The organism is Pedobacter sp. P26 (genome assembly GCF_050632135.1).
GTDB lineage: Bacteria > Bacteroidota > Bacteroidia > Sphingobacteriales > Sphingobacteriaceae > Pedobacter.
Window position 1 is genome coordinate 2024066 of the sequence record NZ_CP192574.1, and the last position, 13251, is coordinate 2037316.

The 13251-nt window shown below is 39.7% G+C and carries 12 protein-coding genes, 1 tRNA gene and 1 pseudogene; 3 read left to right on the top strand and 11 right to left on the bottom strand.

Features of this window, described 5'->3' with window-relative positions:
* Positions 1–315 precede the first annotated feature (315 nt).
* From ACQ86H_RS09320 to ACQ86H_RS09355, 8 genes and pseudogenes are all read right to left on the bottom strand, one after another.
* On the bottom strand, positions 316–1242 hold the full coding sequence (locus tag ACQ86H_RS09320) for a hydroxypyruvate isomerase family protein (RefSeq protein ID WP_431294611.1): 927 nt from the start codon (positions 1240–1242) through the stop codon (positions 316–318).
* Positions 1243–1294: 52 nt separating this feature from the next.
* Positions 1295–1462: an FAD:protein FMN transferase gene (locus ACQ86H_RS09325; RefSeq protein WP_431294612.1), complete on the bottom strand. Its 168-nt coding sequence runs from the start codon at positions 1460–1462 to the stop codon at positions 1295–1297.
* A gap of 35 nt (positions 1463–1497) precedes the next feature.
* Positions 1498–2256 carry an FAD:protein FMN transferase gene (locus ACQ86H_RS09330; RefSeq protein ID WP_431294613.1) on the bottom strand — a complete coding sequence of 253 codons (759 nt, stop codon included), beginning with the start codon at positions 2254–2256 and terminating at the stop codon, positions 1498–1500.
* A 10-nt stretch (positions 2257–2266) separates the two neighbouring features.
* Positions 2267–3586 (bottom strand): Gfo/Idh/MocA family oxidoreductase, encoded by a 1320-nt coding sequence (locus ACQ86H_RS09335; protein ID WP_431294614.1) that lies wholly within the window; start codon positions 3584–3586, stop codon positions 2267–2269.
* A gap of 34 nt (positions 3587–3620) precedes the next feature.
* Positions 3621–4585: pseudogene (locus ACQ86H_RS09340) on the bottom strand (formylglycine-generating enzyme family protein).
* 880 nt (positions 4586–5465) lie between these two features.
* Complete coding sequence (locus tag ACQ86H_RS09345) at positions 5466–5813, bottom strand: hypothetical protein (RefSeq protein WP_431294615.1); 348 nt, start codon at positions 5811–5813, stop codon at positions 5466–5468.
* Entirely contained in the window at positions 5810–6742 is a 933-nt protein-coding gene (locus ACQ86H_RS09350; protein ID WP_431294616.1) for a DUF5103 domain-containing protein, read from the bottom strand. The genes ACQ86H_RS09345 and ACQ86H_RS09350 overlap by 4 nt, the downstream gene beginning before the upstream one ends.
* Positions 6743–7295: 553 nt before the next feature.
* The gene (locus tag ACQ86H_RS09355; protein WP_431294617.1) at positions 7296–9203 is read right to left on the bottom strand and encodes an ABC-F family ATP-binding cassette domain-containing protein; all 1908 of its coding nucleotides are present in this window, start codon (positions 9201–9203) and stop codon (positions 7296–7298) included.
* A gap of 167 nt (positions 9204–9370) precedes the next feature.
* Here ACQ86H_RS09355 and ACQ86H_RS09360 point away from each other — a divergent pair, with 167 nt between their 5' ends.
* The 3 genes from ACQ86H_RS09360 to ACQ86H_RS09370 all read left to right on the top strand — a co-directional run bounded on the left by ACQ86H_RS09360 (position 9371) and on the right by ACQ86H_RS09370 (position 11665).
* On the top strand, positions 9371–9781 hold the full coding sequence (locus tag ACQ86H_RS09360; protein WP_431294618.1) for an Rrf2 family transcriptional regulator: 411 nt from the start codon (positions 9371–9373) through the stop codon (positions 9779–9781).
* Positions 9782–9851: 70 nt separating this feature from the next.
* On the top strand, positions 9852–10502 hold the full coding sequence (locus ACQ86H_RS09365; RefSeq protein WP_431294619.1) for an NAD(P)-dependent oxidoreductase: 651 nt from the start codon (positions 9852–9854) through the stop codon (positions 10500–10502).
* A gap of 134 nt (positions 10503–10636) precedes the next feature.
* Positions 10637–11665, top strand: a complete 1029-nt coding sequence (locus ACQ86H_RS09370; protein WP_431294620.1) for a quinone-dependent dihydroorotate dehydrogenase — start codon at positions 10637–10639, stop codon at positions 11663–11665.
* Between the two features lie 297 nt (positions 11666–11962).
* Here the strand turns inward: ACQ86H_RS09370 and ACQ86H_RS09375 are convergent, their stop codons facing one another.
* The 3 genes from ACQ86H_RS09375 to ACQ86H_RS09385 form a co-directional block, all read right to left on the bottom strand.
* Positions 11963–12628, bottom strand: a complete 666-nt coding sequence (locus ACQ86H_RS09375; RefSeq protein ID WP_431294621.1) for a DNA alkylation repair protein — start codon at positions 12626–12628, stop codon at positions 11963–11965.
* 265 nt (positions 12629–12893) lie between these two features.
* Positions 12894–13094, bottom strand: coding sequence for a spore protein (locus ACQ86H_RS09380; RefSeq protein WP_431294622.1), 201 nt, complete (start codon positions 13092–13094; stop codon positions 12894–12896).
* Between the two features lie 34 nt (positions 13095–13128).
* A tRNA-Cys gene (locus tag ACQ86H_RS09385) sits at positions 13129–13202 on the bottom strand.
* Positions 13203–13251 lie beyond the last annotated feature (49 nt).

Genomic DNA, 13251 nt, shown 5'->3' on the forward strand with positions numbered 1-13251 from the left:
ATGACGAAGCTTTATTTGAACATTATTTACAAAAAGTTGTCCTCTGAACCAATTCAAAGGTCTGTGGCGCACAGACCATTACATATAATTCCAACACTGATTTTTATATCTGTGTTCATCCTTTTTATCTGTGGTTAATTTTATGATGAAGATGGTTGGTGTGTCACCAACTATTGGATAGGGGGTTGCAATCCACGGCGTGGAATCGTCATTTCGACCGTAGTGGAGAAATCTTTGAACATAGTTTTAGCAAATTAAAAGATCTCTCCATTTCGCTGCGCTTCAGTCGAGATGACGACACTTTATTTGAACAACTTACAAAAAGCTATCTTCTTCCCTATAAGCAGAAATAACAGCCAACTCACCCTCTTTTCCTCCTTTAGAATTGCCGTGCTCCATGCCCATTACGCCTTTGTAGCCTTTGCTGTGCAAGTGTTTGAATAGGTTTTTATAATTGATTTCCCCGGTTGTAGGTTCTTTTCGGCCCGGATTATCTCCAATCTGGATGTAGGCAATTTCATCCCAACAACGATCGATGGTTTTAATTAAGTCGCCTTCTGTACGTTGCATGTGGTAAATATCATAAAGAATTTTACACGAAGGACTTTTAACCGCTTTGCAAACTGCATAGGTTTCATTTGTTTTTTGCAGGAAAAGCTCTGGCGTATCGCTCAGGGTTTCCAAAACCATAATCAAACCATGAGATTCAAAAATTTCGGCGCCTGCGCGCATGGCATCAATTACATTGGCAAACTGATTGCCGTAAGGCAGGTTGCGCTCATAAAAACCAGGCACTACGGTAAGCCATTTGGCATTACAGCGTTTTGCGGCTTCTACAGACTTTTTGCAGGTTTCCACAAACTTATCTTTAAATTCTTTTTTGCCCGTAGTTAACGAGGTTTTCCAGTTATCGCCACCATCTACCACAAAAACGCCCATGCGCATGCCCAGTTTCGCAAGTAAATTACCGATTTTCTCCTGTTCTTCAACAGAACGACCGAGATAACCGTTATCTTCGATGGAACGGAAACCTTTATCGTACATAAACTGGATCTGATCTAGAAAACTCTTGCCCGCATGGTTTTGAAACATGCCCTGGTGCGGTGCATAATCGAGGTTAAAAGTTTTATCGCTTAATGTATCATTTGTTTTTTCGGCAGCAAAAGTATTGGTAAATCCTGCTCCTGTAGTAATGGCACCGGCTGTAAGCAGGCTGTTTCTTATAAACTCACTTCTTTTCATCGGTTTAATTTTAACAGATATTAGTGTGTAATTAATTTTTTGAATCCCGTGGTTAAGGTATCAGCCACTTTGCCATCTTTCTGGTGGTATACAAAATAAGCTTCCAGGTTTTTCTACTTTCAACAAAGGCAATGGCATCTTTGAGGTGCATCGCCATTAGGGCATTATCATATCCATCGGCTGTAATGGCATCTTTGGCATATACTGTTACGCTGATCATCTCATTATCTAAAGGATAGCCGGTTTTAGGATCGATCAGGTGAGAAATTTTTTCTTGCCGCTCTGGTGGAATTTCCGGTAGTTGCCCGATGTGGTAATGGCACCAGAATTGATCGCAGCGATATGCCTGATTACCGGCGTTCCATCCTTATCCGGACCTTCAATGCCAATTTTCATGGTTTCGCCATTGGGTTTAGGTCCTGAAATCCGAATTTCACCTCCCAGCTCGGCTACGTATTGTTTAATTCCTTTTTGTTCAAGATAAACGGCAATTAAATCGACACTATAACCTTGTGCAATTCCATTTAAATCAATTTGTATACAGGGCTTTAGTTTGCTTAATAAGCCGTTCTTTAGTTTTAGGCTTTTCATGCCTACGCAGGCCAATATAGATTTAATAACTGCAGGATCGGGCTCGTTTTTGGTCTCTTTCGGCCCAAAACCCCAGGCTTGTACCAATGGGGCAACCGTAATATCGAAAATGCCTTTTGTATCGTGGTTGATCTCAAAACTCCTTTTCAGCACGTCATTTATAAAACGATCGGTTTTAATTTCTTTTTCTGCATCATTAAATTGATTTATCAATGATCCCTTTTTGTAAAGCGACATCGATAAATCAATTTCGTTCAATAAACTATCTATGCCAGCTTTAGTGGCTAAACTATCAGTGGCATAGTACATAATGGCATAATCGGTTCCCTGCGCAAAACCATTAATTTTATATTGCTTCAGCTCTTTTTTCAGGGAGAAAGCAAATATTACTGGTAGAATGAGAAGCAGAAACCTATAACGCATCCATTTAATTTTAGATCACCTTGGTTTGGCCGGGCATGGCGATAGGATATAGTCCTTTTTCATCAGGCATTAACTTCGGATTAGCATCCCATGCAAAACGCTCAGGCATTAAACTGATGTTCGAAGCTAAAGCCTCATCCCATTTAATGGTTTGACCAGAGTAAGTAGCATAACGGCCGATAATCGACGAGAATGTACTTGTTGCAGCATAATCTACGTTACTGAATTTATATTCTCCCTTAGCAACCGCATCGAACAATTCGTCGTGCTCTGTTTGGTATGGATTTGCATTTCCTTTGGTATTGTGGTTATAGAGTTCTTTACCACTATAATCTTTCATAATGGCCTGGTTGCTGCCTGAAAGGTAAATTTTGCCTTTTGTACCCTGAAAAGTTTCATCTACGCGGTTACTGATGCCTTCAAAATGCCTGCATTGGCTGTTGATTACCGCACCATCGGCATAAGTTAATTCGATAGAGTGGTTATCATAAATCTCTCCATAGTCTTTTCCTGTTCTCCAGGCCCGGCTGCCCGTTCCCTGTACCGAAACCGGATGTCCGTTTTTGATCCAGTTGGCAATATCGATATTATGCACATGTTGCTCCACAATATGATCGCCGCATAACCAGTTGAAATAATACCAGTTTCTCATTTGGTACTCCATTTCGGTCTGGTTTGCTGTACGTGGGCGTACCCAAACGCCGCCGCTGTTCCAATATACCTGGCCCGACATGATATCGCCAATGGCACCATCGTTAATGCGTTTCATCGATTCGCGATAGTTGGTCTGGTAGCGGCGCTGTAAACCTACCACAACGTTCAGTTTTTTCTTTTTCGCTTCTTCGGCTGCGGCCAATACTTTTCTGATGCCCGGTGCATCTACAGCAACAGGTTTTTCCATGAAAATTTGTTTATTCTGTTTAACCGCTTCTTCGAAATGGATAGGACGGAAGCCCGGAGGAGTGGTTAACAACACTACATCAGCTAATGGAATGGCTTTTAAATAGGCATCGAAGCCAACAAACTGGCGTTCTTTCGGAACATCCATCTTTGCTGCAAATTTCGAACTTAAAGACTGGTAACTGCTGTCTAACCGATCTTGAAAAGCATCGGCCATGGCCACCAGTTTTAGATTAAATTTAGTGCTTAACGCCTGGAAAGCTGCTCCGGTACCACGATCGCCACAGCCTATTAAGGCAATTTTAATGGTATCAGATCCTGATGCATAAGCGCCAGCCAGTGGAATGCTGCTTAACATGGCCCCGCCGGCCAGCATGGCTGTTGCTTTTAGAAAATCGCGACGATCTTGTTGGTTAACTGGTTTTTTCATGTGTTTAATTTTTATTTTGGTTAGGGATGTGTTTTTAAAAGTCTTTTATCGGTTGCTTATTGTAATACGCATCTATATCTGCTTTTGAAGGCGTTTTTACAGGGCGTACCAGGCGCATGCCTACAAAAGGAGCTTCAGGGAACCACCAATTACTTTTAGGAATCTGCGGATCTAATTGTTTCCATGATGGATCAGAAGCCAATCTGGTTGTTGAGGTTAAATGATTTGGTGTTTCATCATAAGAGCCGCCGCGAACTACATTGGGGTAGAGTTTTTCGGGTACTGCCACCGGGTTTTCTGCAGTTTTATCTTTGCTTTGACTGTAAAAATCGGCAAGATATTGATCGTATGTCCATTCGCTCACGTTTCCATACATATCAAATAATCCCCATGGATTTGGTTTTTTTGCCCTACCTGGTGTGTTTTGTTGTCGCTGTTATCTTTATACCAGGCATAATCGCCTAGTTTGGTAGCATCTTCACCAAAAGAATAATTGCTTTCGGTTCCGGCTTTACAGGCGTATTCCCATTCTGCCTCTGTTGGTAAACGATAAAAAATACCTGTACGCATATAAAGCCATTTACAAAACTGGATGGCATTATATTGGGTCATGGCTACCGCCGGCTGGTTCGCTTTACCCATACCAAAAGTCATATCAAGGTAGGGTTTTGTGGGCCTGGTAACGGCGTCTACTTCAGCCGGAATAGCGCTTGTACTGGCTTGTTTTTCGTAATCACGGTAAAGAAAAGGCTCAAAAATATCCCAGGTTACTTCATGTTTTCCAATCCAGAAAGCATCAAGTTTAACCTCATGAACAGGTTGCTCATCTGGTTTTCCTGTTTTGCTTCCCATTTTAAATTTGCCTGCCGGTATAGCCTGCATATCGAATTTTAATTTGGTTCCATTGATGGATTGCGTGTACGAATCACCCGGCGTTTGTGCCGAAATTTTTGCGCAGGGATAGAATATTAATGCTGCGGCAATTAACTTTTTAAACATAATTTTTGGTTAGATACACTTAATTCTCTAGGTGTTTATCTGGTTGCTTTCTGAAACACTAAAGTAAAAAACCACATTTAAAACAAAGAAAATTTATGTAACAATAAAGGTAAGTATTGGAATATTAAAAGTCAAGTTGACAATTAAAGCGATCGTCATCCTGAAGGGTATTTTATTGGATAAAAATCAATATAAATGACGTTTAAATTTCAGGAGGCATGTAACTCCCCTATTTTAGAGGGGTGTCCGCAGGATGGGGTGTTTTATTAGTCCTAGCCGGACAGGCTTCTTTCTTTTTGATGTCAAAAAGAAACAAAAACACCGGCTGAAAATTTTTCTTTCAAAGCTAGTGGGTTGGCTTGGGGAGTGCGACCCGAAAAATTTGTTAGGCCGGATTTATTAGAACGGGGGATACGGTGCTAAGGCCTAGTTGGGCGGAAATACAAATCGGCTAAACTTCTCAATATTACAAAATAACATCAATGGTAACTTGTTTCAGGATCTAATTGGCGAAAATTTTTTAAGTAGATCTTACTTATAATTATTTAACTAATAACCTGAGTTTGATTAATGTTTAAAAATTAATGTATTTTATTAAGACGAATTGGCTAGCCGTTTCGTCATGCTGAATTCATTTCAGCATCTTTCCTGTTAAACCGCCTTGCTATAAAGACCCTGAAACAAGTTCAGGGTGACGACCGTTCATGTAAGGCGCCAAATAACCTAAATTAAAGCACATTATCAATCGAAATCGGGTTTGATTGTATTATAGGTGAGAGGTCTTTTGCCGCCTAAGAAATATAAGGTCATTTAAACTTATGATGTCTATTTATGCAATTTGGCGCATCATTATTGTAAATCTGATTTGCAATGGTGCTGCTTACCTTCCGTCTGAAACTTTATTGCTTAAATTGGTAAAACCAACGAGCGTGTCCCAACGTGCGCCCGGCCGGCGGTAATAAACAAAAATCTGGTAACTGTTTTCGGTCTGGAAGAATGCACCCTCGAAAGGTTTGGTTTCCATTACTTTGGTCTCTTTATTATACCAGGCATACTCATAATCATAGAGGCCTTGTTTAAGGATCACGTTACCGTAAAACTGTTTCCTGTTGGCATCGTAGAGTAGTTTATTTTCATTGCTCATGGTGTAATTGTTAAACCGGCCAACCACATAGGCGTCGCCATTCTGGCTGGGTGCAGGCGCATTTAACGTAAACAAAACACTCATGTACTCTGCTTCGGTTTTATCATCTCTTCCGTCGGTATTGCGGATAAAAAGTTTCCGTTTTCATCGTATTGGTTGGCAAATGCACCGATCGTTCTGGCTGCATCCTGAAAAAGCATGACGTTTACGGATTGATTATCGCGATAAATGTCCTTCACATTATCTGCCTTATAACGCAAACTTCTCGTATCAAATTTTCTAAATTCATTGTCTCCCCAGAAATCATTCGTATTGAGGTCGTTATAAACCAATTGGTTTGGCCGTACAAAGGCTGGTTTGGTATTAACCTGAATGGTATTCGCATTAAAATTCTGCATCACCACAGCTTTTATATCCTGATAGGGGTTAGGGATGTGGAAAGCATGGTTAATGGTAAAGTTGATTTTTTGTTTATAATTCCTGTCTTCTACCTGCATGGAATTGTTTACTTCTGCCGCTACAGCAACCTGATTATCGAGCATATAGAAGCGCTGCGAAATAACCGGCTTGTTTTTGTCGCCATCTAAATAGACTTTTAATACATAATTGCCGCCAATTTTAGGTTGGATTTGATTATTAGGTAAGCTGATCTCGTAGTGCGTATATTTTCTTGCCGTGTTGGATGAATAGCGGTAATTGATGATGCGGTCGTCGTTAAAACTGCCTAAGTAATCGATGCTCGAAATTTTGGAAGTCTCCCATTCTGCAGTGCAATGTTCAATGGTATACCAGTAATTTTGGGTGCCTGCAAGTAGATCATCGAAAGAAAAAGTGATCGTTTCTGATGAATTGAGCATAATAACGGGTAAACTTTGCTCTTTATTAGTGTTATAGCAAAGCACAGTTTTGATATTTGGAAGATAAATTTTATTCTCGTTGGTAAACTTTGTATCGTTTTGTGCAAAAGCTAAAGTAGAGATGAAAAATAAAACCGGGATTAATATTTTCTGCATGGCTAAAAGTAAAGTTTTATTGGGAAGGGACAAAATGGAGCTGCGGATGGTTGTCAGGGAAATAAGGATTAATACGGAAGTTTTTCGATATGCTATCATTTAATGAATAATTGATTTTTTAAAAAAAAATCAATATGAGTAACTTAAATGATTCTTGTGCCATACGGCGCAGTCTTGCCTCGGCTCGCCGCCGCCGATTGGCTCCTTCTTTTTGGCGTCAAAAAGAACCAAAAAACGCCGGCTGAAAATTTTTCTTTCAAAGCCATTGGTAGGGCTGGGTTAGTGGATGCCGAAAAATTTGTTAGGCCGGATTTAAGTTGAACGGTGATGCTGTGCTAAGGCTTAGCTGGATGGAAATGCCATAGTTTCATAAGTCAGTCAATAAATAATTATAAAATAAAGTAATTGTAGGCACGAAGCATGTTTTTTATAGGCTGCAGATGCTTCGTGCCTCAGCATGACAGAAAAAACTCCCTCTGTGTTTCTGAGTTTCCGTGGCAAAAAAAGCCGTTTCAATTTTACATCGAAACGGCTATGTATTTGTTGTTTAAAACTAACCTTCCAGCTCCATAATTTCAGCAGCCAGTGTTTCCCATTTACTTTGGCTGTTGTCTAAATCTTGTTTGGCAGATAAATAACGTTTGTTGGCTTCTGCTAATTTATCGGCTTTAGCGTAAACATTCTCGTCTGCCAGTTCTGCTTCAATGTTTTTCACATTTTGTTCCAGCTCTGCGATCAGTTTTTCTGTTTTTTGCAGCTCGTCATTCAGTTTTTTCAACTGGTTGGCAGTATTGGCGGTAACCGGTTTTGGTTCTGCTTTTGGCTTCTCCGGCATCTTAACCGGAATAGGTTTAGCTGCAGGTATTACCCTTTTGCTATTCCATTCTTCATATTCGGCATAAGTACCAGGGTATTGTTTAATTTTTCCTCCTTCTATAAACCAGATTTTGTTGGCCACATTATCTAAGAAATACCTATCGTGAGATACGGCAATAAAAGTACCTTCAAATTGGTCCAGTGCCTGGATCAAAATGTTTACCGATTGGATATCCAGGTGGTTGGTAGGCTCATCCAGAATCAGGAAGTTAGAATCTGTTGTTAAAGATTTAGCAAGGGCCACACGCGATTTTTCTCCTCCGGAAAGCACTTTGATCTTTTTGAAAACATCATCACCGGTAAAAAGGAAACAACCTAAAATACTCCGTAATTCAGTATCGCTATGTTTTGGGGCAAATGCCTGTAATTCTTCTAAAATTGAATTTTCTAAATGCAGCGACTCTAACTGGTGCTGCGCAAAGAAAGTGGTGGTAACATTATGACCCGTTTCGCAGAAACCTTCAAATTTTTCAGTTCCGGCAATCATTCTCAATAAAGTAGATTTACCCTTACCGTTGGCACCGATCAAGGCAATTTTATCGCCTTTTTCGATCACACCCTCAGCATCATCTAAAATATGCACATTTGGATAACTCTTATTGGCATGTTCTATCCGTACCACGTGCCTGCCTGATGGTTTAGAAAATTTGAAAGCAAAATTTACGGTTGGGTTATCATCATCAACATCGTCAATACGCTCCATCTTGTCTAAAGCTTTCATGCGCGATTGGGCCATTTTAGCCTTGCTCGCCTTCGCTTTAAAACGCTCAATTAAGCGTTCTTCCTGTTTAATTTTGGCCTGTTGATTTTTAAATTCACCCTTTTGGATTTCTCCACGTAAGGCTTTTTCTTCCACATAGAAGCTATAGTTACCTGCATATACGGTTAACTTGCCCTTACGAGATTCGACCGTACGGTTTACAATTTTATCTAAGAAATACCTATCGTGAGATACAATTACAATGGCGCCTTCAAAACTCATTAAATAATTTTCTAACCACTTAATAGAAGGTAAATCCATGTGGTTGGTAGGCTCATCCAGTAATAAGATATCAGGAGTTTGTAATAATATTTTGGCCAGCATTACCCGCATTCGCCACCCTCCCGAGAAGGTATTTAACGGACGTAACTGATCTGCCGTGCTAAAACCCAGACCGGCCAGAATTTCGTTAGCTCTATATTCGATGTTATAGCCATCTAAAGCTTCAAATTCTTGCTGTTTATCGCTTAATTTAAATAAAACCTCTTCGCTATAATCCGTTTCGATTTTTTTAAGTAGCTCTTCAATTTCATCATGCAACTGATTTTGGCGCTCAAAAGCTTCCATGGCCACGTGCAGAATGCTATGGTGCGAATCATAAGAAAGTAAATCCTGGTTTAAATAACCAATTTTCAGGTCTTTCGACATGGAAACAGTACCGGAACTCGGTGCATATTCGCCTACAATTATTTTTAAAAGTGTTGATTTTCCTGTTCCATTGGCACCAATTAAACCAGCTCTATCGCCAGGTTTTATGTGCCAGTTTGCGTCATCGTATAAGGCCCTTGAGCCAATCAGGAAAGTTAAATTATTTATTGAAATCATTTCGGCTGCAAAAGTACGAAATTTAAAGGCTTTTTTCAGGTGGAAAGTCAAATAGGAAAAACTGCCTTCTTAACGCGGCGATGAATCGTTGTATTAGAAATTGTAAAATAAGTTTTGATTTTGGTAAAACCTTCTTACTTTTGTACTGTAATAAAAATAATTACAGAATGAGCAATAGCCGGTTTCCAATCTCCCTACACATCTTAACCTTATTAAATGAGGCGAAAGGTGCTGTTGTGAGTTCAGAGTACCTGGCCGGAAGTATCAATATCAATCCTGCTTTGGTCCGCAAGGAAATTATGAATTTACGGAAACATGGTTTTGTTGAAAGCAAGGAAGGTAAGGGTGGAGGCTCGTTTCTGGCTAAAAATGCCAAAGATATTAATCTGGGGGAAGTGTACCAATCGGTTAGAAGCAGCAATGTGTTAGGGCAACATAAAAATGAACCGAATCCTAAATGTCCGATCGGTAGACAGATCAATCAACATTTAGATTCCCTGTACAGCAATGCAGAGCATGCGCTGATCGCCAATTTATCAAAACAGACATTGGCAGATTTTGCCTCGGCGTTTGAATAATTTTTTTGGATATAACTGTAATAAAAAACATTACAATTTTATAATAATAAGTTAATTAAAATTAAATAATATGAAAGTAGCATTAATTGGGGCCTCCGGATTTGTAGGCAAAGCCATCTTGAACGAATTAGTAAGTCGTGGAAATGAAGTGATTGCCATTGCACGCGATACCGACAAAATTGAAAGTAACGATGAAAAGGTAAGTAAGGTGGCGGTCGATGTTTTGGATACTGAAAAATTAGCAGCAGCTTTAAAAGGTGCTGATGCCGTAGTAAGTGCTTTTAATGCGGGGTGGACCAACCCAAATTTATATAACGATACAGTAGAGGGCGCAAATGCCATTCAGACTGCTGTAAAAGCATCGGGCGTTAAACGTTACATTTTTATCGGTGGAGCAGGTACCCTGCAGATTGATGGTCACCAAATTGTAGATGGGCCGAACTTCCCTGCCGAATACAAGCCAGGTGCAACAGCAGTAAGAGATTATTTTAATACGCTAAAACAAGAAAAGGAATTAGATTGGTTGTTTTTTAGTCCTGCTATTGAGATGCATCAAGGGATCACCACCGGCCGTACCGGAAAATACTGCTTGGGTAAAACCAGTCCGGTTTTTAATGAGGAAGGGCGTTCTATTTTATCGGTAGAAGATTTGGCGATTGTTATTGCTGATGAGCTGGAAAATAAAGCACATCACCAGGAGCAGTTTACCGCAGGATATTAGCATGATGGAAAGGAAAATGGATGAGGGTTTAATTGTTCATTGGTTCATTAGTCATTAGTTCACTGGTAACTGAGAATTGAGAACTGAAAATTGTCCCATTTTCCTTTTTCCCATTAAGTTCTTATCTTCGTGCTATGTATCGCCTTATTAAACCAATATTCTTCAAATTTGACCCTGAAAATGTACATTATTTTGTAGTTAAGCGGTTAAAATGGTTTAATGATAAATTTCCATTGGGTAAAACCATTATCCGTAGCAGCTTTGATGTGCACATTAAAGGCTTAGAACGCGAGGTTTTTGGGATAAAATTCAGAAATCCCGTTGGCCTGGCTGCCGGATTTGATAAAAACGGTGAATATGTGGAGCCACTTAGTAATTTAGGGTTCGGATTTATTGAAGTGGGTACGGTAACACCAATGCCTCAGCCTGGAAATGATAAACCCCGAATGTTCCGTTTACCTAATGATGAAGCTTTAATTAACCGGATGGGCTTTAACAATAAAGGAGTAGATGTAATGGCGGAACGTTTGCGCTTGTTAAAAGATAAACATCCTGACATTGTGGTAGGTGGGAATATCGGTAAAAACAAGGCTACGCCAAATGAAGATGCAGTAAGCGACTATATTAAATGTTTCGACCGTCTTTTTGATGTAGTAGATTATTTTGTAGTGAATGTAAGTTCGCCAAATACACCAGGTTTACGCGAACTGCAGGAAAAAGAACCCCTGAAGAGAATTCTGAATACCTTACAGCAGCGCAACCGTAAAAACGATGTTTCACGTCCGATTCTGTTAAAAATTGCGCCTGACTTAACCGATGCACAATTGGATAATATCATCGAAATTGTTGCTGAAACCAAAATTGCTGGTATTATTGCCACTAATACTACCATTAGTAGAGAAAATCTGGCTACGGAGAAAGATTTAACTGTCGAAACAGGTGGTTTGAGCGGTAAACCAGTTAAAGAACGTTCTACTGAAGTCATTCGTTATCTTTCAGAAAAATCAAACAAAGCTTTCCCGATTATTGGGGTAGGTGGGATACACTCAGCAAAGGATGCAAAAGAGAAACTGGATGCTGGTGCATCTTTAGTTCAATTGTATACTGGTTTTATATATGAGGGGCCAGGATTGATTAAAAGCATCTGTAAAGCGTTGGTTTAAGCGCGCCTTACAGTTTAATCTGGAGGTATATTTAATGTCTGAATGCTTCTTTTTTATTTTCGGGTAAAAAACCAATCTTACTATTCGTTTTCTTGACGTGACGATTTAGTTTATTTAATAAAACCATCTGCTTTCAGGTTTTGGAAATGAATGTCGGTATTCCATTGGGTTAGACAGTCCCGCTATTCGTTCCAGCCGATGAAGAATCGGCCTCCACTACTATCGGGTTTATCATGAAAGGCTTGTGCCGGTGATATTTCTCCTTAACTTAACAAATTACCTTGCGCTGCAAAACAACTACTTTTGGCGGCTTACCATTTCATTAATCCAGATTGGTGCAAAGGGAGAAGTACAGCCCTTAGAAACAGGGTAATTGCGGTAAATGCCATGTTTTTCGCCAATGGCTAAGGCTCTTTCTCTATAAATTGGGTGGTTAATGCCAATCTGGGCCAATGCAGTATTCATGGTCCATTGGATTTCGGGTGCTACTTTTGGCATTTCTTTTTCAATCCGATCAAGAATTGCTGGGATATCTATTCCTTCAGGTGCCCTGGTTATACGTCCGCTGGTTAAGCTCCAGCCTGCGCGGGCCAGCATAATATTTTCCGAATTCATCCACTTTTCCCTGAATTGTTCCTTATCGGGGTATTCTTTAACGATGTAGTTGTAAAACCAGTCTGCCGCCCAGGTAAAATTTTCTGAAGAGACCATTTGCTCAATTTGTGCTGCCGATAGTGCTTTTGGTTTCAGGATTAAAATGGCAAGCAGCCGGGCATCGATATTTTCAGTTTCCCAAAGTTGAAGTGCAAGCACATGGTCGGTTTTGATTTTTTTGGCTATCGCCCTGATGTCGCCCATTTTAACACCAAAAATGTTTTCTCTGGCGCCGTTCTTAATATGCATGGCACGGACTTTCTCTTCGCCGAGCGATTCTAATTTTGAAAGAGTTTCTGTAAGATTCATGTGTATTCGTAAATCTAATAGCATAAAGTTAAGATTTTAGTTTGTTAGCATACGTCGTCACCCTGAATTTATTTTAGGGGTTTATCTTGCGCGAAAGATACTGACCACGTAGTAGTAGCTACAAGACAATTGAAAATACGACCACTACTTGTAAAACAAGTTCAGCATGACGATTGAATTAGAAAAGAGACTTAGAATTACAATTATATTGTGAGTATCAAAAATACTAAAGCATAAAAAAGCATCCTTTGATCAGAAGGATGCTTTAAATCTTTAAGAAGAAATTTCTAAAAACTATTTTTGCCAAAGTAGCTAAAACAGCATTGTTTTTAGCTAATTGATCGTTTTTAGGTTGTGCAGAGCGGCTTCCTAACTCGATGTTAGTTGCTCTCTTTAAAAATGCTACCTCTTGGTGAGCTGTATTTTTATTTCTTCTGTCTTTTCTTTTTAATCTGGTAACTGCCATGGTAATAACCTTTTAATTATTTTATTTGTACAAATGGAGGTCGAGAGCGGATTCGAACCGCTGTAGAAGGTTTTGCAGACCTCTGCCTAGCCACTCGGCCACTCGACCCTTAAATTCAAGGCTGCAAAAATAGCAATTATTAGTTAGCCTGCAAATA